The organism is Rothia sp. SD9660Na, from assembly GCF_030064065.1.
In the GTDB taxonomy this organism is placed as follows: Bacteria; Actinomycetota; Actinomycetes; order Actinomycetales; family Micrococcaceae; genus Rothia.
Map to the genome: position 1 here is coordinate 2290737 of NZ_CP125946.1, position 22674 is coordinate 2313410.

General features: G+C 59.5%; 21 protein-coding genes. 16 read left to right on the forward strand and 5 right to left on the reverse strand.

Going from position 1 to position 22674, the window contains the following annotated elements; all coding sequences use genetic code 11:
• Position 1: 1 nt before the first annotated feature.
• From QM007_RS10615 to QM007_RS10625, 3 genes are read left to right on the forward strand one after another with little or no spacing between them, the layout of a single operon-like run.
• Entirely contained in the window at positions 2 to 1039 is a 1038-nt protein-coding gene (locus QM007_RS10615) for a choice-of-anchor M domain-containing protein (protein ID WP_283489935.1), read from the forward strand.
• Entirely contained in the window at positions 1036 to 1815 is a 780-nt protein-coding gene (locus QM007_RS10620) for an anchored repeat-type ABC transporter ATP-binding subunit (RefSeq protein ID WP_283489936.1), read from the forward strand. The genes QM007_RS10615 and QM007_RS10620 overlap by 4 nt, the downstream gene beginning before the upstream one ends.
• On the forward strand, positions 1812 to 2675 hold the full coding sequence (locus QM007_RS10625) for an anchored repeat-type ABC transporter permease subunit (RefSeq protein ID WP_283489937.1): 864 nt from the start codon (positions 1812 to 1814) through the stop codon (positions 2673 to 2675). Before QM007_RS10620 ends, QM007_RS10625 begins: the two co-directional genes overlap by 4 nt.
• A gap of 101 nt (positions 2676 to 2776) precedes the next feature.
• Here QM007_RS10625 and QM007_RS10630 read toward each other — a convergent pair whose 3' ends face one another.
• Both QM007_RS10630 and QM007_RS10635 read right to left on the reverse strand, forming a co-directional pair.
• Positions 2777 to 3256: a hypothetical protein gene (locus QM007_RS10630; RefSeq protein ID WP_283489938.1), complete on the reverse strand. Its 480-nt coding sequence runs from the start codon at positions 3254 to 3256 to the stop codon at positions 2777 to 2779.
• Entirely contained in the window at positions 3253 to 3471 is a 219-nt protein-coding gene (locus tag QM007_RS10635; RefSeq protein WP_283489939.1) for a helix-turn-helix transcriptional regulator, read from the reverse strand. Before QM007_RS10635 ends, QM007_RS10630 begins: the two co-directional genes overlap by 4 nt.
• 188 nt (positions 3472 to 3659) lie before the next feature.
• Here QM007_RS10635 and QM007_RS10640 point away from each other — a divergent pair, with 188 nt between their 5' ends.
• The 3 genes from QM007_RS10640 to QM007_RS10650 all read left to right on the forward strand — a co-directional run bounded on the left by QM007_RS10640 (position 3660) and on the right by QM007_RS10650 (position 5845).
• Entirely contained in the window at positions 3660 to 3977 is a 318-nt protein-coding gene (locus QM007_RS10640) for a putative quinol monooxygenase (protein WP_283489940.1), read from the forward strand.
• Positions 3978 to 4163: 186 nt separating this feature from the next.
• On the forward strand, positions 4164 to 4985 hold the full coding sequence (locus QM007_RS10645) for an NUDIX hydrolase (protein WP_283489941.1): 822 nt from the start codon (positions 4164 to 4166) through the stop codon (positions 4983 to 4985).
• Positions 4986 to 5101: 116 nt separating this feature from the next.
• The gene (locus QM007_RS10650; RefSeq protein ID WP_283489942.1) at positions 5102 to 5845 is read left to right on the forward strand and encodes a thermonuclease family protein; all 744 of its coding nucleotides are present in this window, start codon (positions 5102 to 5104) and stop codon (positions 5843 to 5845) included.
• On the opposite strand, the gene QM007_RS10655 is transcribed toward QM007_RS10650, so the two are convergent.
• From QM007_RS10655 to QM007_RS10665, 3 genes are all read right to left on the reverse strand, one after another.
• Positions 5842 to 6195, reverse strand: a complete 354-nt coding sequence (locus tag QM007_RS10655) for a hypothetical protein (RefSeq protein ID WP_283489943.1) — start codon at positions 6193 to 6195, stop codon at positions 5842 to 5844. The two genes, QM007_RS10650 and QM007_RS10655, sit on opposite strands and share 4 nt — an antisense overlap.
• A 52-nt stretch (positions 6196 to 6247) precedes the next feature.
• Positions 6248 to 6880 carry a superoxide dismutase gene (locus QM007_RS10660; protein ID WP_135012588.1) on the reverse strand — a complete coding sequence of 211 codons (633 nt, stop codon included), beginning with the start codon at positions 6878 to 6880 and terminating at the stop codon, positions 6248 to 6250.
• Positions 6881 to 7570: 690 nt separating this feature from the next.
• Positions 7571 to 8095 (reverse strand): MarR family winged helix-turn-helix transcriptional regulator, encoded by a 525-nt coding sequence (locus tag QM007_RS10665; protein WP_283489944.1) that lies wholly within the window; start codon positions 8093 to 8095, stop codon positions 7571 to 7573.
• A 416-nt stretch (positions 8096 to 8511) separates the two neighbouring features.
• Here QM007_RS10665 and nhaA (QM007_RS10670) point away from each other — a divergent pair, with 416 nt between their 5' ends.
• From nhaA (QM007_RS10670) to QM007_RS10715, 10 genes are all read left to right on the forward strand, one after another.
• A complete protein-coding gene (nhaA, locus tag QM007_RS10670; RefSeq protein ID WP_283489945.1) occupies positions 8512 to 9861 on the forward strand; it encodes a Na+/H+ antiporter NhaA in 1350 nt (449 codons plus the stop codon).
• 216 nt (positions 9862 to 10077) lie between these two features.
• Positions 10078 to 11436, forward strand: a complete 1359-nt coding sequence (nhaA, locus tag QM007_RS10675) for a Na+/H+ antiporter NhaA (protein WP_283489946.1) — start codon at positions 10078 to 10080, stop codon at positions 11434 to 11436.
• A gap of 312 nt (positions 11437 to 11748) precedes the next feature.
• Entirely contained in the window at positions 11749 to 13302 is a 1554-nt protein-coding gene (locus QM007_RS10680; RefSeq protein ID WP_283489947.1) for an alanine/glycine:cation symporter family protein, read from the forward strand.
• Positions 13303 to 13483: 181 nt separating this feature from the next.
• Complete coding sequence (locus QM007_RS10685; RefSeq protein ID WP_283489948.1) at positions 13484 to 14986, forward strand: APC family permease; 1503 nt, start codon at positions 13484 to 13486, stop codon at positions 14984 to 14986.
• Between the two features lie 411 nt (positions 14987 to 15397).
• Positions 15398 to 15856, forward strand: coding sequence for a hypothetical protein (locus QM007_RS10690; protein ID WP_283489949.1), 459 nt, complete (start codon positions 15398 to 15400; stop codon positions 15854 to 15856).
• Between the two features lie 91 nt (positions 15857 to 15947).
• Complete coding sequence (locus QM007_RS10695) at positions 15948 to 17366, forward strand: TIGR01777 family oxidoreductase (protein ID WP_283489950.1); 1419 nt, start codon at positions 15948 to 15950, stop codon at positions 17364 to 17366.
• A 103-nt stretch (positions 17367 to 17469) separates the two neighbouring features.
• Positions 17470 to 19896 carry a 5'-nucleotidase C-terminal domain-containing protein gene (locus tag QM007_RS10700; protein ID WP_283489951.1) on the forward strand — a complete coding sequence of 809 codons (2427 nt, stop codon included), beginning with the start codon at positions 17470 to 17472 and terminating at the stop codon, positions 19894 to 19896.
• A gap of 146 nt (positions 19897 to 20042) precedes the next feature.
• Entirely contained in the window at positions 20043 to 20387 is a 345-nt protein-coding gene (locus QM007_RS10705; RefSeq protein ID WP_283489952.1) for a PLD nuclease N-terminal domain-containing protein, read from the forward strand.
• 64 nt (positions 20388 to 20451) lie between these two features.
• A complete protein-coding gene (locus QM007_RS10710) occupies positions 20452 to 21516 on the forward strand; it encodes an NAD(P)-dependent alcohol dehydrogenase (RefSeq protein WP_283489953.1) in 1065 nt (354 codons plus the stop codon).
• 134 nt (positions 21517 to 21650) lie between these two features.
• The gene (locus tag QM007_RS10715; protein ID WP_283489954.1) at positions 21651 to 22589 is read left to right on the forward strand and encodes a DUF808 domain-containing protein; all 939 of its coding nucleotides are present in this window, start codon (positions 21651 to 21653) and stop codon (positions 22587 to 22589) included.
• Positions 22590 to 22674 lie beyond the last annotated feature (85 nt).

Consider the following 22674-nt stretch of genomic DNA (forward strand, 5'->3'; position numbering starts at 1 on the left):
CATGAAAGTCTCTCCCCGATTCACTACCACCCTGGCCCTGGCAGCCCTGCTGGTGCCGGCGTCCGCGCTGGCCCCCGCAGCCTACGCGGCCGAAGAGAACAAGAGCGCCGAAGAGCGCGCCCTGGAGCAAACCCTCTCACCCGACGAGCCGGTCGTTAGCGGCCAGCACGAGATTGCCGCCGGGCACGTCGATATGGGCCCGGCCTTCGTTGAGGGTTCCTGGGAACTCATGTTCCGCGACGATTCAACCGCCGAGCCGGTCTGGCGCGACCCTGCCGAGGTGGTGCTGCGCGGTAACGACACCGCCATGATGGCCGTGCCCGATGACCCCCGCTACTCCTTTGTGCAGGCCTCCCCCGGGGAGCAGGTCTACGTGATTCCGCAGACCGAACTGGCCGGGGTGGTCTGGCCCGGCTGGAACACCCAGAACCCCCAGGTGGTGGAACGCCTGGGTCGCGGCGTTACCTTCACCCTTGAGGCGGTAGAGGGCCCCGGCGGGTTCTCCATGTACCTGGAAAACGGCACCTTCGGGGCGCCGGAAGTGCTGTGGACCTCCGATACCACCGACCCCCAGGACATCTTCGTTGAGCCCAACGTGCACACTCACGCCAACTGGGTCTTCACCGCCCCCGGCGCCTACTACCTGACCGTGCGCGCCCACGCTGAGCTGGCCGACGGCACCGTCGTCAGCGACACCGCCCGCCTGCTCTTCGCCGTCGGCTCGACCGTGACTAACGAGCAGGTCTTTGCCGGGGCGGACGCCCTCGGGGCAGTTGACAAGGGCAGCACAGGGGACGAGAGCCAGGAGAAAGACCATGACGCGAGCGCCCAGGCAACCGAGGCATCCTCCACCGCAGCAGCTAGCGGCTCAAGCACGAACAGTGAAACAGGGAATAGCGGCTCACCCCTGCCGGTTGGCCTCATAGCCGGTGGTGGCGCGGTCCTCCTGGCCCTCATCGTCGGTGGTGTTCTCCTAGCCCGCCGCTCCGCAGCCGCTAAGGCTGAAGCCTTCAAAGACTTCACCGGGGGCAGGGCATGACTGCCGCCTCACCTGCCCCCGTCCAAGAAACCGGCGCAGTGGCGTCCGCCCCCACCGTCACCATCACCGACCTGCACGCAGGCTACCCGGGGCGGCCCGTCCTCACCGGCCTCAACCTAACCCTGCACCCCGGCGAATTTGTCGGGCTGATCGGGGCAAACGGCGCAGGTAAAACCACCCTGCTGCGCTCCCTGCTCGGGCTCGTGCCGAGCACTCAGGGGCGCATCGATATTCTCGGCGAACCGCCCCTCAAAGCCCGCACCCACATCGGCTACGTGCCCCAAAAACACCTCTTCCAGTGGGACTTCCCCATCACCGTCGAAAACGTCGTCATGAGCGGGCGCACCCGCACCATCGGCTGGTTCCGCCGCCCCCGACGCGCCGACTGGCAGGCGGTCTACTCCGCCCTTAACAAGGCAGAGCTGACCGGTCTCAAAGACCGGCCAGTGGGCGAACTCTCCGGCGGGCAAAAGCAGCGGGTCCTGCTGGCCCGCGCCCTGGCGTCCGCACCCAAACTCTTACTTCTCGACGAACCCTTCACCGGCGTGGACGCCCCCACCCAGGACTCCCTCAACCGCCTCTATCGGGCGCTAGCCGCCGAGGGCATGACCATTCTGATGTCCACCCACGACATGGTCGCCGCCCGTACCTGGTGCTCCCGCATTGTCGGGGTGCGCGGCCACCTCGCCGTGGACGTCCCCGCCCAGCAGCACAGCATCGAAGAACTCTACGCCTTCCTGCACGGGCAGCACGAAGGGTGTGAACGAGCCCTATGATTACTCCTTACGAATTTATCCAAGACCTTTTCAACCCCAACCTGGCTTTCTTGGCGCGAGCGCTGGCGGCGGTCGTCCTTGCCTCCCTGATTACCGGACTGGTGGGCTGCCATGTGGTCATGCGCGGCATGGTTTTCATCGGTGACGCTGTTGCCCACTCCGTCTTCCCCGGCCTGGCGGTTGCCTTTGTGGTGGGCGGGTCACTGGTGGTGGGTGGCCTGGTGGCAGGCGTCATCACCGCTATTTTGGTAGCGATTTTTAGCCAGAACCAGAAGCTCAAAGAGGACTCGGTCATCGGTATTTTCTTTGCCGGGTCCTTCGCCCTGGGTATCACCATTATTTCCCTGGCGCCTGGCTACTCGGGGTCGGTGCAGGACTTTTTGTTCGGTTCCATTGTGGGTATTTCGGGGGCGGACGTCGCCCAGGCGGCGGGCATTGCGGCTGTACTGGCGCTTGTGTTGGGGCTCTTCCATAAGGAAATTGTGGCGGTGTCGCTCGATAAGGAGAGCGCCAAAGCTGCGGGTCTGCCGGTGCTGGCCCTGGATATCTTGCTCTATGTGGTGGTCACCGTATCTGTTGTGATTTCCCTTCAGACCCTGGGCAATGTGCTGGTGCTGGCCCTGCTGGTGGTTCCGGCGGCGAGCGCCCGTCTGCTCTGTTCTACCCTGGGGCGCATGATGGTCTGTGCACCGGCCTTCGGGGCGGTGACATCCACGGTGGGGCTTTATCTTTCCTGGGCTTTCAACCTGCCTACCGGCGGCGTCATCGTGCTGACCATGATTGCCGGGTTCCTGCTCTGCTGGGCAGCTAGTCGGGTACTTCACGGCCGCTTCCCCCTGAAAAGTGCAAGATCCCGTTAAAAAGTGACAGGCACATGCACTTTTCCGGGGGCATCTTTTGCAGGGGAGTTCGCCCTCTGCATAGCGAGTATGGTAAGTACTAGCCCCAAGCAGGAACCTGTTTACTCTTCACCTAGCTGAGCGTCGAGACGTTCGCGATCTCTCTGGCGTTGATGAGCAGAAATTTTGCTTGATAGGACCAAAAACACCACTATTCCAATAGCGCCTCCAACCAGTAGCCCGCGAGAAAAGTCATGGTCCACGACGTCTAAGGTATTCCAGTAAATACCACCCACGACCGTGACCGATACGATAACTGTCAGAAGCTTCCATAAAGAGTGCTGTGTCGGACGAGGGGATGGCACACGTTTACGCAACCATGAGTCTCTCACCGCCATAGCGAAAATTAGTACCCCCATGGGCATTACTGCCCACATCGAATACATCTCAGGCAATACCCAAGCTAGGACAGCAGACGCCACAAACATCAGGTTCATAGTCCAGGCGTAAGAAATCGCAGTTGCCCTATATAACACCTCACGTTCATACTCGTCATCCACTGACTCGTCGTAGTCGTTCAAAATTTTTTCGTTAAAACTCATGAATCCTCCATTTCAGGGTCAAAAACCTCTTCTACTGTCCTCCCCAAAACCCGGCAAATTGCTAAGGCAAGATGTACAGATGGGGAGTAGTTACCCTTCTCAATATTTGCGATTGTTTGCCTTGAAACACCAACGCGGGACGCAAGGTCCGCCTGCGAGATTTCTTGCCATCGCCTAAATTTCCGAACCATATTGGTTGCGGTTTCTGTTGTCATATGTGAACTCCAACGTGTCAACCTGGGTTAAGTGTATACTATTTTTTACATAAAGGAATGAAAAATTTTCATTTGGGAAAGAAAATTTCTCTTCTGCTTGTAGACATCGCTCATAACTTAATTACTGACAAGGTACGGCTACTCTGCCTAGGATGAAGTTGAGAAGTAAGTACACATTGGGAGAAAACATGATTTTCATTGTTGTGAAGTACCAGGTTAAGGACGGCGACCGCGAGGGCTTTTTGGCCGCTACCCGCGAGTTCACCGAGGCTACCCGCGCTGAGCCGGGCAACAAGTGGTTTGAGTGGTCGCTGAGTGTTGAGGACCCCAACGAGGTTGTTCTGATTGAGGCTTTTGAGGACGACGCTGCGGCAGCTCACGTAGAGTCAGACCACTTTGCCAAGGGGCTGGAGGCTATGAAGCCCTGGCTAACCGAGACCCCCAAGATTATTTCACGCACGATCGACGGCAACGACTGGGAGGAAATGGGAGAGCTGAAAATTTAGATTTCGTAGCTTTCCCCGCACCAGGACGCCGGTGGGTAGGTTGCTGCCTGCCGGCGTCCTTGTTTTTGCTCCCGGCCTTGTGCCCGGGGTGTTGGGCGGGGGTTATCTCTTAACCGATTGACTAGAATGGGTGTAGAGGTCGCCGTGGGGCGTCCTGATTTTTACTGCCTACGACCGGGGAGCCATATGACTTTGCCGAACGCCGCCCAGGCCCACCACGACGAGCATCTTGACGCCGACCATACCTCGGTTTCGCTTGCTGTTTCTACCGTGATTTTGGCTCTGCGACGTAAGGAGAGCGAGTCTCACCATTCGCTGTGGCTGCCGCTGGTGCGTCGCTTGCGTGAGCCCTATAAGGGCCAGTGGGCTCTGCCGGGTGGCCCGCTGCAGCCCGATATGTCTCTTGAGGAGGCGGCTGGTTATACCCTTCAGCGGGCGACCGGCCTGGTGCCGGGGTATCTTGAGCAGCTCTATGCTTTTGGCGATGTGCACCGCACCCCGGATTACAAGATTATGCGTGAGGGTGGCTCTCTGCCTGTTCCTGCTGAGGAAGATCGGCATGAGCGTGTGGTGTCGGTGATTTATTGGGCATCGATCCCCCAGACCGAGGTGAACCGAACCCGGGTGCACGAGAATATCCGCTGGTTCCCGATTGACGAGCTCCCTATCCTGGCCTTTGACCACAACGAGATTGTTGAGTATGCCCTCTACCGTCTGCAGAATAAGGTGGAGTACTCCCGTATCGCTCACTCCTTCTTGGGTGAGGAGTTTACGCTCGCCCAGCTGCGTGAGGTCTATGAGGCGATTTTAGGTCGGGCGCTTGACCCGGCGAACTTCCGCCGTCAGATTGCGGCGTCCAAGTCTATTATTGATACAGGTAAGCGTGTTGAGGGTACCCGTCACCGCCCGCCGCGCCTTTACCGCTACAACCACTCGCGCGCCTTTGCGGACCAGGGCCCTCTGGGTATGTACCGCGAGGCCGCCTATCATGCCGAACAGGGGAAATAAAATTTATGAAGCGTCTAGCGCCCTTAGTAGCAGTCACTGTGCTCGCTTTATCTGCATGCGGCTCATCCACAGAAGCAACCCCTGAAGCGAACCCCACCATTACATACACCGATGGCATGACCGCCACTGTAGTTTCCGTGGAGTCCGCTAACACATTTACCGCCAATATCGATGGAGCTGAGAAAGAAGTTCGGTTAATCAACACCGCGGCTCCTTCGAGCAATGGCATTGCTTTATCAAGCACTTGTCTCATCGATGAGTCCAAGGCTCTTCTTGCGGAGAAGCTGCCCGAGGGTGGCCAGGTGACTCTGAATTTTGATGAGTCCCAGCGCGGGGCGACCGGCTATGTTGAGGCTGCGGTGTATGCGGGTGATGCTTTTATCAACCGGGATATGGCGCGGGCCGGCATGGTTGCCACCACGTTTACTACCAGCGCAGATGAGTTCTACGGCGAGATTTCTCAGGCCCAGCAGGACGCCGCCAACGAGGGTATAGGCCTATACTCCAGGGATATCGAGTGCACGATTCCCGCTCAGATTCAAGCACAAAAAACAGCTGTAGAAGATGCTAAAAGCTGGGAAGTAGACACGTCAGCCGAAGCACCGGTAGAACAGAGCCAACGTGAAGCTGAACGCCAGACCATCTACCAAAATGCCTCTGAGCTCTATAGAAGCTTAGAAGACCAGACTAAAGCCCCTGCTCAATGGGTGGGGTCAATTGTGACCCTAGATGCTGTAAACACACAGCTGAATGAACTCCGCTCGCTCCTGGGTGATGATTTCTACCCTGAAACCGGTACCAGCGTGAACCAGCAGAAGAAGGCTGAGGCAGAGGCTATTCCGGTACGCCCGGGTTCCTAGACAACGGTTGAACGTAGCGGACGCCGCCCCTCACCTCCGTGCCTGTAGGCAGGAGGGCGAGGGGCGGCGTCCTTTTCTGCTTTTTCGCGTTCTAGTCTTTCTCGTTCGGCTTCGGGGGCCAGGCAGCACATGTTCTCATTCTCGTGTTTACCCTGCGGGGTGACGAGACCAAGTAGGTCCACGGTGATGGTGGTGCCATCGCGCTCCATGCTGAGAGTGCCGGCGTCGATTACGCGCAGGACGCGGGCTACCGGAGTTTCATCTGTCGCGCTGGGCGTGGCGGTACTGACCGGTTCGGCGTCACTGCCGAAGAGGCCGCAGAAAGCCGGGTGCCAGCGCCCTTCTCTCATCGGAGCGGACGCCGGCACCCGGCTTTATTTCTACGCGCGGGGTGCGAGGGGTTTAGGCTTCAGGAATGATGAGGCCCTTGGTCTGGGAAACAGCGCGGTCGAATCGGGCTGCGACGTCTTCCCAGTTAACGATGTTCCAGAAGGCCTTGACGTAGTCGCCCTTGACGTTCTGGTAGTCGAGGTAGAAGGCGTGCTCCCACATGTCCAGCTGCAGGACGGGAATCAGGGCGACGGAGATGTTGCCCTGCTGATCGTAGAGCTGCTCGATGACGAGGCGCTTTCCAACGGTATCCCAGGCCAGGATGGCCCAGCCGGAGCCCTGGATGGTGAGGGCTACATTCTCGAAGTGGGCGCGGAAGCCGTCGAAGGAGCCGAAGTCGTTATCGATTGCTGCTGCCAGTTCACCGACGGGCTTGTCGCCACCCTCGGGTGAGAGGTTCTTCCAGAAGATGGAGTGGTTGGTGTGGCCGCCCAGGTTGAAGGCCAGGTCCTTGGAGAGCTTGCCGATGTTGGCGAAGTCGCCCTTTTCGCGGGCTTCTTCCATCTTTTCAAGAGCGGTGTTGGCGCCGCCGACGTAGGTTGCGTGGTGCTTGGAGTGGTGCAGCTCCATGATGCGAGCTGAGATGTGGGGCTCGAGGGCTGCGTAGTCGTAGTCGAGTTCAGGCAGAACGTACTTTTCTGACATGGTTATTCCTTTCGTTGAAGGCCCTTCTTTGGGTCTTTCTGGGTTTAACTCTACACACTGGGGAGCACGGGGTCACGGGAGGTTACTTGATAAGTCCCCTTGTTTAGCCCTGGGCAAAACGGTCTGAAACGGGGCAGGCGGACGCCGGCGGCGGGTTTTCCACAGTTTTCCACTTAAGGGACGGGAAGGTTATCCACAGATGGGGATAAAGCTGGGGATATTCGAATTACGCGGGTGGGAGTTTCGAAGATGTTCGAGGGAATGCTCGGTAGAATGGGGTAATTCGGGGGTTAGTCTTTCGAAAATACACCGGTGTTGTTCGAAAATCACATCAGTGTCACTTATCCACGGGTGTGGATAAAACCTGTGGAGAACCTGTTTCTAAGGCCTAAAACTGCGAGTTTTAAGGGCTTTCTACTGCCCTTACCCACAGGGCTGGTGGTTTTTCCACCTTTTAAGTGGATATTGTTCACAGGCTTATCCACAGGTGGGGATAAAAAGTGAAAAAGCGTCCAAAGTTGCCCCAAAACCCCCTGTAACCAGCCTTAAATCAGCACGCCTGCTGGCTGCGTCCGCTTTTTGCTGGGGATAAAACCTGTGGATAAAAAGACCTCCGCCCCTTGATCTAGGTAAGGGGCGGAGGTCCAGGAGTCTTTGACATCAAACAGGGCAGGGTGCCCCGCAGGTGACCTATTCTTCGTCGAAGAGTTCAACGTTGCGAACATTGATAATTTCGCTGGGTTTATCTCCCAAGACAGACTCGCCAATCTTGGCCAGGGACTTCACCTGGCGGGCGTTGAGCTGGTCAAAGATAATACGGCGGACGGCTTCAACGTGGCCGGGAGCAGCCTCCTGCACCTTGGCTAGACCACCGGGCAGCAGGTGGCAGATAGAGACGCGGCGGTCCTTGGCCCAGATACGGCGTTCCACAAAGTTGTTTTTCTCCAGGCGGGTTACCACGCGTGAGAGGCGGGGCAGCAGGGTGTTGGTCCGGCGGGCCAGATCGGTCATGGTGAGCTTATGCTGGGGGGACTCCGAGAGCATAGCGAGCACCATGTACTCAACGAAGCTAAGACCAGAGTCCTTCTGTAGCTGACTCTCGAGTTGGCCGGGCAGGTTGAACATGATGGATGAGATGAAGAGCCAGCCTTCGCGCTCTTCTTCAGTCAGCCATCGGGCGGTATCGGTGGCGGCTGCGGGGATTTCTTCGCTCATGGTTCCTCTGGTCGGTGCAATGGGGAGGATTGGTGGTTGTCTACACCTAGTTTAAGTTTCTTTCGAAAGGGTTTCTGCTTCTGGTGCAGCCATGTTGGCGCGTTTTGCGAAACATATCGATTATTTAGGGTTAGTTTTTGCTTCTGGCTACCGAGAGATGCCCCTCAAACCCCTTCTTTGCTAGCATGACTCGCTGCCAAAACTTGCTCTCAGCCCCTAAATTTCCCCTAGCATCCCCTTTATTTGATAAGCTAGGTTACTAAGGTGTGCCGGGAAGACTGGTCGGCCCGCCCAACTCACCACCTCCCCACCTGAAGGTAGGCACCCGCGGCGCTACAGGCGTCCGCCCCGCCCCCCTTCAGAAGCGGCCAGTGAGTAGGCGGTTTATCGTTACTCATCGACCTCAAAGAGCGTTTATGTCATCAGAAAACACCGTCCTGTCGCGCGGCTCCTACAAGGAATCGCAGCGCATTTCAGAGATTCTTTCGAAGGAATCCACCGGCGGCATCATCCTGCTGGTTGCCACCGTCCTCGCCCTCATCTTTGCTAACTCAGCGGCCGCCGAGCACTACTTCGGCCTGCGTGATACCTACCTGGGCGCAGACTTCTGGGGTCTGCACCTCAAGCTCTCCATCGGCCACTGGGCAGCGGACGGCCTGCTAGCGGTCTTCTTCTTCCTGGTCGGTCTAGAACTCAAAAAAGAATTCGTCGAGGGCGACCTGCGCAACCCCGGCAAGGCCCTGGTGCCCATCGTGGCAGCGGCAGGCGGCGTTGCCCTGCCCGCTATCATCTACGTACTGGTCAACCTCAACAGCAGCTCCGAGGCACTGGGTGGATGGGCTATTCCCGCGGCGACCGACATCGCTTTCGCTGTGGCCGTCCTCGCCGTCATTGGCTCCCACCTGCCCTCTGCCCTGCGCACCTTCCTGCTGACCCTGGCCGTGGTCGATGACCTCATCGCTATCACCATCATCGCCCTCTTCTACACCTCTGACCTACAGATCGGCTACCTGGCGCTCTCGATTATCCCGATTGCCCTCTACGCCCTGGTAGCGCGCAAGGGTGAGAAGCTCTTCCACCTCTCGCCCGCCGCGTCCTGGTTCATCCTGCTACCCATCGGTTTTGTGGTCTGGGTACTCTTCCTGAACTCCGGTATTCATGCCACCATCGCCGGCGTCATCCTGGCCTTCATGATTCCCGTGCGCAAGAACAAGCGCACCGAAGCAGCGGACGCCCACCACGGCCTGGCCGAGGTTATGGAGCACCGTGTGCGCCCCTTCTCCGCCGGTTTCTGCGTCCCCGTCTTCGCCTTCTTCTCAGCAGGCGTCGCTATCGGCGGCTTCCAGGGCTTCGTGGATGCGGTCACCGAGCCGATTGCCTACGGCATTATTCTGGCCCTAATTTTCGGCAAGATGATCGGTATTACTGCTTCCACCTGGCTGGTTACCCGTCTGCGCCGGGCCAACCTCGACCCCGATATCGCCTGGATCGACGTTATCGGCGTGGCTACCCTGGCCGGTATCGGCTTCACCGTCTCCCTGTTGATCGCCGAGCTGTCCTTCGGCCTGGGCTCTGACTACAACGACGCCGCTAAGGTCGCGATTTTGACCGCTTCGGTTACCGCTGCTCTGCTGGGTGCCATCATCCTGTCGATCCGCAACAAGCACTACAAGCAGGTTGCCCTCAAGGAGACCGTGGACGAGAACCAGGACGGCATCCCCGACGTCTTCACCGACAACACGGACGCACCCCGCCCCGGCGCCTAGCGTCCACCTGCCCCTCGGCATACCCCCGAGGGGACCTGTTTTCTTCAAAAGGACCGCATAATATGCGGTCCTTTTGAGGTTTTGCGGTCCCCTTGAGTGAGATGAGGGGGCGGACGCCGGTGTGCAGTTCTGCATCTCAGATTCCGGCATTAGCTGGGCTTAAGGAGCATAATGGAACCTAAAGCAAGCGAAGACACACCTGACCTAAGGAGAGACATGACTGAAGCGCCTCACAAGGACCCGCTCTTTTCCCGCGGATCGTACGCCGAGACCAGTCGCGTCTCAGAGATTATGCGCAAGGAATCGGTGGGTGGTTTTATTCTGCTCGCCGCCACTGTGCTTGCCGTCGTCCTGGCTAACACCCAGGCAGCGAGCTTCTACGAGGGCATCCGCGACACCGAACTCGGCTTCAACATTCCCGGCTTCAGCCACCTGGTGATGAACGTGCACCTCTGGGCGGCTGACGGCCTGCTCACGGTCTTCTTCTTCCTCACCGGCCTAGAGCTGAAAAAAGAGTTCGTGGTGGGCGATTTGCGCGACCCGGGTAAGGCGGTCGTTCCTATTGCGGCCGCTTTCGGTGGCGCTCTGACCCCGGCCATTATCTACTTCGCTATTAACCACGGCAACGAAACTGCGGTACACGGCTGGGCTATTCCCGCCGCTACCGATATCGCTTTCGCGGTGGCCGTCCTGGCCGGTGTAGGCACCTTCCTGCCCGCGGCCCTGCGCACCTTCCTGCTGACCCTGGCTGTGGTCGATGACCTGATTGCCATCGTCATCATTGCCCTCTTCTACACCAACAACTTCCACGCCTGGTACCTGATTATCTCCATCATTCCCATTGGGCTATATTTCTGGCTAACTCACAAGCACGAGAAATTCTTCCACGAGAAGAAGTGGGCGGCCTGGGTTATCCTGCTCCCCCTGGGCCTTATTACCTGGGCCCTCTTCCTAGAATCCGGTATTCACGCCACCATCGCGGGCGTCGTCCTGGGCTTCTGCGTGCCCGTGCGCATGACCGCCCAGGCCAAGCAGGCCGACGCCCACGTTTCCCTGGCTGAGACCCTGGAGCACCGCCTGCGTCCGCTCTCCACCGGCATCTGCGTGCCCCTCTTCGCCTTCTTCTCCGCCGGCGTAGCGGTTAGTAGTTGGGACGGCCTGCGCACCGCCCTCACTGACTCCGTTGCTATCGGTATTATGGTCGGTCTAGTGCTGGGCAAGGCCGTCGGCATTACCGGCACCACCTGGCTCATCACCCGCTTCCGCGGAGTGAACCTAGACTCCGACATCAAGTGGATTGACGTGATTGGCCTAGCCGTCACCGGAGGTATCGGCTTCACCGTTTCCATGCTGGTCGCCGAGCTCTCCTTCGCGTCGGGCTCACTGCACACCGAGGACGCCAAAATCGGTATTATGATCGGCTCGGTTATCGCAGCGGTCTTAGGCGCAACGATTCTGTCGATCCGCAATAAGCACTACAAGCAGATTGCGCTGAAGGAAAGCGTGGATGAGAACGAGGACGGCATCCCCGACGTCTTCACCGACAACACGGACGCACCCCGCCCCAGCGCCTAGCGTCCGCCTGCCCCTCGGCATACCCCCGAGGGGACCTGATTTCTTCAAAAGGACCGCATAATTTGCGGTCCCTTTGAGGTTTTGCGGTCCCCTTCTAGACCGAATTCTGAGAGCGAAACGGCAACATCACAATGCGCGTGTTTTGCACAAACGCAACCGAGCTGTGAGAATTACCCCTAGTGTTCACCGCCCTAGCGCCGGTGATTCTCCGCCCTTACTGCCCACCGTGCCGCAGCTAGGGCGCCCCACCAAGTGCAGACGCACCCACCCATACCCCGGGACGGTCTGCCCTTTTAACGATTTGGAGCACGCATGGATACTCTGCTCAACGCAGTGAACTGGATTAACGAATCCACCGCTGGAGCAACCGAGGTTATTACCGGCATCTCAGATACCCTCTGGGCCTACTTCCTGATGTACGCCTTGGTAGCCGTAGGCCTGGGCATTACCATCGCAACCCGCGGTGTTCAGTTCCGCCTCATCGGCGAAATGTTCCGAACTCTCAAAGACCCCTCCGGTACCGAGTACAACGGCAAGAAGAGCATCTCCGCCTTCCGAGCCTTCACCGTCTCCGCTGCCTCCCGCGTGGGCGTGGGTAATATTGTCGGCGTTGCCATGGCTATCATCCTGGGCGGCCCCGGTGCTGTCTTCTGGATGTGGGTCATCGCCTCAATCGGCGCCGCCTCCGCTTTCGCAGAATCCCTGCTGGGTCAGCTCTACAAGCGCCCCGGCAAGGACTCCTACATCGGCGGCCCTGCCTACTACATGGCTCGCGGCCTGGGCGCCCGCTGGCTGGGCCTCATCTTTGTCGCCTTTATCGTCATCACCTACGCCTTCGTCTTCGTGGCCGTGCAGACCAACTCCATCGTGGGTGCGGCAGCCGGCTCCTTTGGCGTTGATGTCAGCGGCACCAACGGCATGGGCTTCCGTATCACCCTCGGCATTATCATCGCGGTCATCGCGGGCTTCATTATCTTCGGCGGTATCCGTACCATCTCCTCGGTCACCGAAGTCATGGTGCCTTTCATGGCCGTGCTCTACCTGATTCTGGGCCTCATCATTATCGTCATGAACCTGGGCGAGGTTCCCGCTGTGCTGGGTGCTATCTTCGCAGGTGCTTTCGGCCTGGAAGAGTTCGTCACCGGCACCGGCGTCGGCATGATTATCATTCACGGCATGCGCCGCGGCCTGCTCTCCAACGAGGCCGGTATGGGTACCGCCCCCAACGCCGGTGCGACCGCGTCCGTCTCCCACCCCGCCAAGCAGGGCTTCGTGCAGGCTCTGGGTGTCTACTTCGATACTATGCTGGTCTGCTCCGTGACCGCCTTCATCGTGCTCGTTGCAGGCGATATCCCCTACGGCAACCGCGATGCCTCCGGCACTCTCACCCAGACCGCTCTCTCGACCCACCTGGGTCCCTGGGCGGTTCACTTCCTGACCGTAGCGATTGCCCTCTTTGCCTTCTCGTCGATTATCGGTAACTACTACTACGGCGAGTCCAACATCCGCTTCGTCACCGAGAAGCACCTGCCCATGAACATCTTCCGCGTCATTGTGATTCTGTTCGTATTCTTCGGTGCCATTGCTTCGCTGGATCTGCTCTGGAACCTGGCCGACCTGCTCAACGGCGGTATGGTTATCGTCAACCTGACCGCGGTCTGCCTGCTCATGCCTCAGGTCATGAAGGTTCTCCGCAACTACGAGGCCCAGCGCAAGGCCGGCCTCGAACCGGTCTTCCAGGCCTCTGATCTGCCCGAGATTAAGAACTTGGACGCCTGGGACGGCACCGACGAGCTCACCCAGCGAGAGTACTGGCAGGCCTACGACCGCGAACAGGCCGAAAAGCGCACCGCCCGCGGCAAGTAGGCTCAAGCCCCCCCCGGGTAGTTAACCCGCAAGGACGCCGTCGCCCGCCACCCTGCCCCTTGGCAGGAATGGTGAGCGGCGGCGGCCTGGTTTTAAACCCCTATACTGAAAGCTGTTCTTAACCGCCACCGGGGCAGGCTGCTTACGCCTGCTCCACCGCAGAGGATGATCTTTAGCGACAATGACCAACGACTTCCGCCACAAAGGCCTCGCCGCAGGGCGCCTGGGGCTAGCTTCTTCAACCGTCATCGGGGTTGCGTCAACCGCCCCCATGTACTCACTGGCTGCCTCTATCGGCTTCATCGTGATAGCCGTGGGCTATCAAGCCCCTATAGCCCTGATTTTGGGCTTTATCCCTATGCTCCTGACGGCACTCTCCTATAAGGAGCTGAACGAGGCGGTGCCGGATTCAGGCACGGTCTTCACCTGGGGCGCTAAGGCTTTTGGGCCGAAGGCCGGCTGGATTTCTGGCTGGGGCGTTATCGTGGCGGGTGTGATCGCTATGGCTAATCAGACCCAAATTGCGGCGATTTATTTCTGGCTGCTGTTGGGGCAGGACGACCTCGCCCACAACAAGCACGTCATTGTGGCAACCGGTGTTCTGGTGATTGCCCTGACCACCTGGATTTCCTACCGCAATATTGAGGCTGGCTCACTGACCCAGTGGCTGCTGGTCGGAATTCAGTATGTGGCGATTGTGCTGCTGGCGCTGGGCGTCTTTAACTCCCTAGCGTCGGGGGCTGTGACCGGTTATGAGTTTGAGGCCAGCTGGTTCAACCCCTTTGAAGCGAGTTTTGATGGCATGATTCAGGCCGTGCTGATTGCTATCTTCATCTACTGGGGCTGGGATACCTGCCTGGCGATCGCCGAGGAAACCAAGGACCCCCACCGTACCCCGGGGCGCGCGGCTGTCCTTTCTAGCTCCATTCTGGTGGTCACCTATGTGTTTGTGACCGTGGTGGCCCTGATGTACGCGGGTGCCGGTTCGGGCGGCATTGGCCTGGCTAACCCCGATAATTCGGACGATGTCTTCACCCCCTTTAAGGACGCCGCCCTGGGGTCCTGGGGTTGGGTCATCATTCTGGCGGTGGCTGTATCTGCCCTGGCGACTTGCCAGACCACGATTCTGCCCTCCTCCCGCGGTATTTTTGCCATGGCTGTCTACCGGTCAATTCCGGCTAAGTTCGGCGATGTGCACCCCAAGTTCAAGACCCCTAAGACCTCTACCGTTTATATGGGTGTGTGCTCGGCTCTCTTCTACGCGGGCATGACCTACATCAGCGAGAACATGCTGGCCGATACCATCGAGGCTGCCAGCGTGGCTGTGGCCCTGTACTACGCGGTGACGTCCTTCGCCTGCATCAAATACTACCGGGGCGATATTTTCACCAGCGCCCGCAACGTGGTGTTCCGCCTGGTTATTCCGGCAACTGGTGGCGTGATGATGACCGCTATTCTCGTCATTTCGCTCTACAACATGGCTGACCCTGAGTACGGTTACACCCAGATGCTGGGCACCAGCGGTGTGTTCGTTACGGCGGTTGCCTCGTTTGTGATTGGTTTTGGGCTGATGGTCCTGTTGATGGGCCGTGAGGAGTTCAAGCCCTTCTTCCGCGGCGATACCCTGAACATGGATACACGCGTAAAGGTGCCTGAGTCTGCTGACCTTGACGAGGTGAAATAGGGCGCCTGTACCACCATGCCCTGAAGGTCTAGAAATTTTTTACAGATAAATAAAATTTGCACTATTGAGGGGTGGTTTTATTTCACCTTGCCAGACCCAAAATAGGGGGCAAGGCCCCTCACCTGACTAATTTTTATCCCCTATTGCGCCTACAAAGTCTCAGGTTTTACTGAGGTTGAGATGTCATACTGGGTGTAGTAGGTCTGGCAGAGTTTGGGCTGACAGACCTGCGATTCAGAGTATGAGTGTGTTTCAAATTTATCGTCTCTGATAGCTGCCCGCAGGGGTGTGGGCAGTGCACCGAAGTGGAGGCGGGCCCCCTGGGAAGGGCTCGTCTCCACTTCTCTTTATCCTCTTTCTTTGACTCGAAGTACAGTAGATACGAAACATCCGCCCCAGCAAGGAGTATCAATGGCCGTCGATCCGCAGCACACCCAGATTAAAGAGACCGCCTTTGCGTTGGCCCGTAAGTTTGGATGGGCCCTCGAGTACAACGGTGGGCTGGAACTCGACGGTGAGTTTCTTGACGATGCTGACCTATCGGTGGAGCGCTCCGAGGACGGCGTGCAGGTGGAGTATGTGCTCAATATCAGCTATGCCGATTCGACCGCCTACGGGTACACCCTGACGCGCGAGGCGGCGAGCGCCCCGGCTTCCGCCTTTGGGGTGGGCGCTTTTGGTCAGGACGCGGGTGGCCAGACCCCCGCGCCTAGCGGCTTTGGTGCGGGGGCGAGTTTTGGTCTGGGGTCTTTCGCTACGGATGGTTTGCCGGGTGAGAATGCGGTGACTCTGGCTGAGAAGTATTACATCACCACTTTGGCTGAGCTGATTGAGGCGGTGGAGGAGAAGCTGACCGCTCTGGCTCTCTAGAAAAGGTTTTCATCCTGTGCGTGCCTTCTGGTTATTGCTCCATCTAAAAGGTAAGGTTACTTAAAATTCCTTTGATTCCAGGAAGGTTACCATGGCTGACTTTACCTACACCGCCGCTTACCCCTACGACGAAGATACCGTGCGCACCTGGTTTGTGCGCCCCGGCGCCCTGACCCGGGCGACCCCTCACTGGGCTGGCTCCGTCACCGAAGAGGGCAACCCGAACGAGCCGGGAAGTACTGCTCGTACCAGGGTGGCTCTGCCGCTGACCTCGGGTCTGTTGACCCTCCCCTGGGCAGCCCGCCATACCCGGGCGTCCGCAGATTCCTTCACTGACGAAATGGTCCGCGGCCCCTTTTCTTCCTGGGAGCACACCCACGATTTTCTATCGACGCCGAGCGATACGGTGGTGCGTGACAGCATTACCTTCACAGCGCTTCCCACGCTGCCCGCACCCGTAGAAAAGGTAGGGGCTGCGGCTGAACGGCTTGCCCGGGCAGCGGCTCAAAAGCAGCTAGAGAAAGTTTTTGCCGCCCGCGAGCGCCGTATCGGTGCTGATCTTGATTTTCAGCAGCGCTATGAAAGTGACCCCCTGACGGTCGTGGTGTCTGGTGCGTCCGGCATGGTGGGGCGCCAGGTAGTTGCCCTGCTGACCGGTGGTGGGCATACGGTGCGCACGCTGGTGCGCCGCGCCCCCGAGGCGGAGCACGAGTTCCGTTGGGATCCGTCTGCCGGCGAGATTGATACCGCCGCTTTTGAGGGTGCGGACGCCGTGATTCACCTAGGCGGAGCCAGCATCAACCAGCGCTTCACCGAGGAGAATAAGAAGAAGATACTCAACTCCCGTGTTGAGTCCACGACCCTGCTGGCAACCACCCTGGCTGATCTGGTACGGCAGAGGGGTGCGGACGCCGCCCCGCGCGTTTTTGTCTGTGCTTCTGCGGTGGGTTTCTACGGCTCTGACCGGGGCAACGAGGTGCTCACCGAGGATCAGGACGCCGGGAGCGGCTTCCTGGCGCGGGTATGCCAGGCGTGGGAGGCGGCCTGTGAGCCTGCCCGAGAGGCTGGACTTCGAGTAGTTAACGTGCGCACCGGCCTGGTGCAGTCTGCCCTGGGTGGCATGTTGCGCCTGCAGCTGCCGGCTTTCTTGAGCGGGACCGGGGGTTGGATTGGTTCGGGTGAGCAGGTGCAGAGCTGGATCAGCCTGGACGATATTGCCGGTACCTATGTGCATGCGGTGCTGACCGAGAAGCTGGAGGGGCCGGTAAACGCGGTGGCTCCCACGCCGGTAACGGCGAAGGCCCTGGCCAAGACGGTGGGTAGGGTGCTGCACCGCCCCGTCCTGCTCCCTATTCCGCCTGCTGTGCCTGCTCTGGCCCTGGGGCAGGAGGGAGTGAAGGAATTAGCACTGGCGAGCCAGCGGGCCAGTGCCGATAAGCTCTTGGCTAGTGGCTACGTTTTCTTTGAGCCGGAATTGGAGCAGGCCCTGGCTCACGAGCTCACCCAGTAGAGCTCTTTGTTTACCGAAATATCACTGTAAACACCGGCAAGACGGCGCGAAGCGGGCTATTCTGTTGAATGACACACATCATCATTCTCACCGAAAGATAAGCATGTCTTCTTCTCTCTCCCGCCGTCTTGCCGGACTGGCCGCAAGTGGCGCAACCGTTGTTGCCCTGGTTGTTGCCCCTGTCCCGGGCGCAGGTGCAGCCGACACCACCACCCTGACCCTGCTGAACATTAACGACTTCCACGGTCGCATTTCCACCAGCATCGCCATGGGCCTGGCCAACACCATCCAGACCGAGCGTGCAGCTGCCACCGATGGCTCCCTATTGCTGTCTGCTGGCGATAACGTGGGTGCCTCACTCTACGTTTCTAGCGTGCAGAAGGACCAGCCCACCCTGGACTACCTGAACGCCCTAGGCCTTTCTGCCAGTGCCGTGGGTAACCACGAGTTCGATGCCGGCATGGACGACCTAGTTAACCGCATCATCCCCGCCTCCTCTTTCACCTACCTGGGCGCCAACGTCCTTAAGGCTGACGGCACCCCCGCCCTGGAGCCCTACTACACCACCGAGGTCAACGGCACCACCGTGGCCGTCATTGGTGCTGTCACCACCGAGACCCCGCAGCTGACGGACCCGTCAGCACTGGCGTCAGTGCAGTTCACCGATCCCATTGAGGCCGTGAACAAGTACGCCGCGCAGCTCTCCGACGGCGATGCGAGCAACGGTGAAGCCGACGTGATTATCGCTGAGTACCACGAGGGCGTAGACACCTCAGCCCCCGAAGCTGATGCGATCATCAACCAGACCAGCGCCGCTGTAGACGCTATTTTCACCGGCCACACCCACGCCGAGTACGTCATTGACGGCGCCGTTCCCGGCCAGGCAGGCAAGACCCGTCCCGTCGTTCAGACCGGTAACTACGGCGATAACCTGGGCAAGGTTGTGCTGACTCTGGACGCCGACAAGAACATCACTGCCTACTCCTCTGAGCTGGTCAAGCGCATGAGCGCCCCCACCACCGAGCAGATTGCAGCTGACCCCGTCCTGGCTACCGTGAACACCATCATCACTAATGCCAACGCCTACGCCACCGAGCAGGGCTCTGTGGTAGCTGGCCAGGTCAGCGCCCCCATCACCACCGGTTTTGACTCCGCCAAGGAGACCCAGGGTGGCTTTGACATGCGCAACTACGAGTCCACCATGGGCCACCTGGTAGCGGATATGTACCTGGCTGCCGCTAACTCCACCGGCCGCACCCCCGCCGATATCGGCATCGTCAACCCCGGCGGCCTGCGCGATGAGCTGCCCGGCGGCCTGCGCACCTCACTGGGCCTGGCCGTCAACAAGAACGTGCGCGTCATGGATATCGTCAACGTGACCCCCTTCGCCAACAATCTCTGGACCACCGAGCTCACCGGCGCCCAGCTCAAGACCGTACTTGAGGAACAGTGGCAGCAGAACTCAGCAGGCGAGATGGCAACCCGCCCCTACCTGCAGCTGGGCTTCTCCTCAAACGTCACCTACACCTACACCGGCTCCCCCGACGCTGAGGGCTACGCAACCCGCGGCTCCAACGTGCTCGATGTGTACGTTAACGGCACAAAGGTTGAGGACGCCGACACCTACACCGTCGCTATCCCCAGCTTCCTGCTGGGCGGCGGCGATAACTTCGGCACCCTCTCCCAGGGTGTTAACGCCAAGGACACCGCCCTGGTAGATTCAGACGCTTTCGTTGAGTACTTCAAGAACGCCGGCACCGTTGACCCCAACTTCGCCAAGCAGGCTGTGCGCGTTGCCGACCTGGCTGAGAGCTACGACGTCAACGGCACTCTGGCTTTCTCCCTGTCTGACCTGAACGTTCGTAGCTACGGCGTACCCGCTCTGACCGAGCTGAAGGTGACCGTGGGTGGCATTGAGGTTGGTACCGTTGCTGTTGCTGAGGACGGCACCGCGGCGGTTTCCCTTGACCTGGCAGGTAAGGGCATCACCAACGGCACCCACGAGGTTGTTCTGACTGATGCGACCGGCGTTGCTGGCACCACCGTCCGCCTCTCTGCGAACTTCACCGGTGAGCTTGCTGAGCCCACCCCCGCTCCTTCTGAAGAGCCGACTGTAGCTCCCAGCCAAGTGCCCACCGTTGCTCCCTCTGCTGAGCCAACCACTGAGCCGATCGTAGCTCCCAGCTCCGAGAGCACTGTTGTTGTACCTGCCGCCTCAGCTACCGCTTTTGAGTACAAGAACTGCGCCGCCGTGTGGGATGACCTGGGTCGCCCCATCAAGTCCGACGAGGCAGGCTTCCACAAGGGCCTGGATGCCGATAAGGACGGCGTAGGTTGCGAGCAGGACCCCAACTACACCAATAAGGCTGAGGACGGCAGTGCCATCAAGACCTCTACCTCCTCAGGTAGCAGCTCATCTGGCCGCCTGGCTAACACCGGTTTCACTGCCTCGATGATTGCTGGCGCGGGCGCCCTGGCCCTGGTTGCCGGTGGCGCGGCCCTGGTAGCTAACCGCCGTCGCAAGGCCTAGAGGTTTACACCATAGGCTCCGCGCCCTAGAACGGTGAAAACCTAGTCTGCCCTCACAAAGGGGACCAGATTACTCTGAATTGTATGTGTTGTGTACAAGGACTATGGGAGTAATCTGGTCCCTTTCTCTTTGCCTTGCCCGCTACCATGGACACTATGCCCCTCGATGTCTTTTCCGCCTCCATCCTTTCCCTTACAGGTCTACTTGCGGCGGGCGTCCGCGCAGCTGAAGAAACCGGAACCCAGCTCAGCCTCTTCGGCTGGTTCTTCTACCCCCTACTCTTTCTTGCCATGGGCCTGGCCATTTTCTGCGTGCTCACCGTGCACCGCCAGCCCCACCTGAGTGAGACGCAGAAGCTCAAGTGGCTGCTCTTCACCCTCTTTATCCCCATCGTGGGGCCCCTCGCCTACTGGCTGCGCATGCGCGCTGACCGGCGTGAATTGGCTGAGTCCGCCAGCTCTCACTCTGAGAGCGAACCGGCCGGGCAGTAGGTAGCGCAGTCTGCAGGCAGGCGTAGAGTGAGAGGTGACAAGACCACTTCACTCAGGAGACTCTATGCCTATTACCGTCAAGGCCCTGCAAAAATTTGGCCCCGACCAGCCCTTCAAAGTCACCGAAATTGAGCGCCGTGACCCCCGCGAAGACGATGTGGTCATTAAAATCGAGGCAGCCGGTATCTGCCATTCTGATATCCACACCATCCACAACGAATGGGGCGAGGCCCACTTCCCCCTGGCTGTAGGCCACGAGATCGCGGGCACGGTTGAGGCTGTTGGGTCTGCCGTCACCAAGTTCAAGGTGGGCGACCGCGTGGGCGTTGGCTGCCTGGTCAACTCCTGTGGCGAGTGCGAGCAGTGCGCCGCCGGGTTCGAGAACAACTGCCTGAACGGGGCGGTGGGCACCTACAATTCCAAGGACGTGGACGGCAGCATCACCCAGGGTGGCTATTCCCAGAAGGTCACCGTCAATGAGCGCTTCGTTCTGCGTATTCCCGACGCCCTGGACTTCGACGTGGCAGCACCCCTACTCTGCGCCGGCATCACTACCTACTCACCCCTGGCCCGCTGGGGCGTTAAGCCCGGCATGAAGGTTGCTATCTTGGGTCTGGGTAGGCTGGGGCACATGGGCGTGCAGATTGCCGCCGCCATGGGCGCCGAGGTCACCGTGCTCTCCCGCAGCCTGAAGAAGGCGGACGCCGCCGCCCAGCTGGGTGCCGCCCGCACCCTGGCTACCACCGACGAGGGTTTCTTCACCGAACACCGCGGTGAGTTCGACCTGATCCTCAACACCATCTCTGCCCCCATCGACCTGGATTCTTACCTGGGCCTGCTTAAGCCCCGCGGTATCCTCTCGGTGGTGGGCCTACCCCCGGAGGCCCTGGAGATTCACATGAACCGCCTGATTGGGGGCGGCAAGGTGCTCACCGGCAACAACATCGGCGGTATTCCCGAGACCCAGGAGATGCTGGACTTCTGTGCCGAGCACGGCATCGGCGCCGTCATCGAAAAGATTGGTGTGGACGAGGTCGACGCCGCCTACGAGCGCGTTGTCGCCGGCGACGTCCAGTTCCGCGTGGTGATCGACACCGCAACCTTCGACAGCGCTGAGGTCAGCGCCTAGCCGACCACCGGCGTCCTGACCTGGATATAGCTCAGACCCCGCCCGCCAAAGTGTGTGCGGGGTCTTAGTCTGCCTAGGGTCGCCGGGCAGTATTCTTAGGAACAAGACAACCTTTCATTCCCGAGGAGATTTCTATGGCCGGTGGTTTAGCGGCTCTCTTAGATGACGTAGCGGCTCTTGCCAAGCTGGCAGCCGCAAGCGTGGACGACGTAGCAGCGGCAGCTGGCCGCGCCAGCGTGAAGGCAGCCGGTGTGGTGGTGGACGACGCCGCCGTCACCCCGCAGTACGTGCGCAATATCGAACCCAAGCGCGAGCTGCCCATCATCAAAAAAATTGCGGTAGGGTCCCTGCGCAACAAGCTGGTCTTCATTCTTCCTGCAGCCCTACTGCTGAGCCAGTACCTGCCCTGGATGCTCACCCCCCTACTCATGCTGGGCGGCACCTACCTATGCTTTGAGGGCGCCGAAAAGGTCATCGAGATGTTCTCGAAGAAGGAGCACGCCGAAGAAGAAACTCCCGCGGTGGTGCAGGGTGAGGACGCCGAGAAGAAGATTATCTCGGGGGCTGTGCGCACTGACTTCATCTTGAGCGCCGAAATCATGGTGATTGCCCTGAACGAGGTTGCTTCTGAGGGTTTCTGGGCCCGCGCTGCTATTCTAGCTGTGGTCGGTATCGGCATTACCATCCTGGTGTACGGTGCCGTGGGCCTGCTGGTTAAGATGGACGACATCGGCCTGGCCATGGCTCAGCGTGAATCTGCCGGGGCGCAGAAGTTTGGCCTGGGCCTGGTGAAGGCTATGCCCGTGGTCATGAACGTTATTTCTGTCGTGGGTACGTTCGCCATGCTCTGGGTGGGTGGCCACATTATTCTGCTGGGTCTCTATGACATGCACTGGTGGGAGGCTCCCTACCAGTTCGTGCATCACCTTGAGGAGTACGGCCACCACCTGCCCGCCCTGGGCGGAGTAGCAGCCTGGCTGATCAATACCTTCTGCTCTATGGTGGTTGGCCTGATCTGGGGCAGTATTATTGCCGCTGTGGTCCACTTCCTGCCCGGCAAGAAGCACCACTAGGCTTTGTAGCTCCGCTTGGAGGGGTTCTGCAGGCTCAGGCTCGCCCCTATGAACCCCTCCCCTAGTTTGTACCGCGCCCTGCCCG

Bases quoted from the DNA above. Each gene is read 5' to 3' on its own strand.
- QM007_RS10710 (WP_283489953.1), top strand. From the start codon at position 20,452: ATGCCTATTACCGTCAAGGCCCTGCAAAAATTTGGCCCCGACCAGCCC.
- QM007_RS10705 (WP_283489952.1), top strand. From the start codon at position 20,043: ATGGACACTATGCCCCTCGATGTCTTTTCCGCCTCCATCCTTTCCCTT.
- nhaA (WP_283489945.1), top strand. From the start codon at position 8,512: ATGTCATCAGAAAACACCGTCCTGTCGCGCGGCTCCTACAAGGAATCG.
- QM007_RS10680 (WP_283489947.1), top strand. From the start codon at position 11,749: ATGGATACTCTGCTCAACGCAGTGAACTGGATTAACGAATCCACCGCT.
- QM007_RS10640 (WP_283489940.1), top strand. From the start codon at position 3,660: ATGATTTTCATTGTTGTGAAGTACCAGGTTAAGGACGGCGACCGCGAG.
- QM007_RS10655 (WP_283489943.1), bottom strand. From the start codon at position 6,195: ATGAGAGAAGGGCGCTGGCACCCGGCTTTCTGCGGCCTCTTCGGCAGT.
- QM007_RS10625 (WP_283489937.1), top strand. From the start codon at position 1,812: ATGATTACTCCTTACGAATTTATCCAAGACCTTTTCAACCCCAACCTG.
- QM007_RS10615 (WP_283489935.1), top strand. From the start codon at position 2: ATGAAAGTCTCTCCCCGATTCACTACCACCCTGGCCCTGGCAGCCCTG.
- QM007_RS10635 (WP_283489939.1), bottom strand. From the start codon at position 3,471: ATGACAACAGAAACCGCAACCAATATGGTTCGGAAATTTAGGCGATGG.
- QM007_RS10620 (WP_283489936.1), top strand. From the start codon at position 1,036: ATGACTGCCGCCTCACCTGCCCCCGTCCAAGAAACCGGCGCAGTGGCG.
- QM007_RS10665 (WP_283489944.1), bottom strand. From the start codon at position 8,095: ATGAGCGAAGAAATCCCCGCAGCCGCCACCGATACCGCCCGATGGCTG.
- QM007_RS10700 (WP_283489951.1), top strand. From the start codon at position 17,470: ATGTCTTCTTCTCTCTCCCGCCGTCTTGCCGGACTGGCCGCAAGTGGC.
- QM007_RS10645 (WP_283489941.1), top strand. From the start codon at position 4,164: ATGACTTTGCCGAACGCCGCCCAGGCCCACCACGACGAGCATCTTGAC.
- QM007_RS10630 (WP_283489938.1), bottom strand. From the start codon at position 3,256: ATGAGTTTTAACGAAAAAATTTTGAACGACTACGACGAGTCAGTGGAT.
- QM007_RS10695 (WP_283489950.1), top strand. From the start codon at position 15,948: ATGGCTGACTTTACCTACACCGCCGCTTACCCCTACGACGAAGATACC.
- QM007_RS10690 (WP_283489949.1), top strand. From the start codon at position 15,398: ATGGCCGTCGATCCGCAGCACACCCAGATTAAAGAGACCGCCTTTGCG.
- QM007_RS10715 (WP_283489954.1), top strand. From the start codon at position 21,651: ATGGCCGGTGGTTTAGCGGCTCTCTTAGATGACGTAGCGGCTCTTGCC.
- QM007_RS10650 (WP_283489942.1), top strand. From the start codon at position 5,102: ATGACCGCCACTGTAGTTTCCGTGGAGTCCGCTAACACATTTACCGCC.
- nhaA (WP_283489946.1), top strand. From the start codon at position 10,078: ATGACTGAAGCGCCTCACAAGGACCCGCTCTTTTCCCGCGGATCGTAC.
- QM007_RS10660 (WP_135012588.1), bottom strand. From the start codon at position 6,880: ATGTCAGAAAAGTACGTTCTGCCTGAACTCGACTACGACTACGCAGCC.
- QM007_RS10685 (WP_283489948.1), top strand. From the start codon at position 13,484: ATGACCAACGACTTCCGCCACAAAGGCCTCGCCGCAGGGCGCCTGGGG.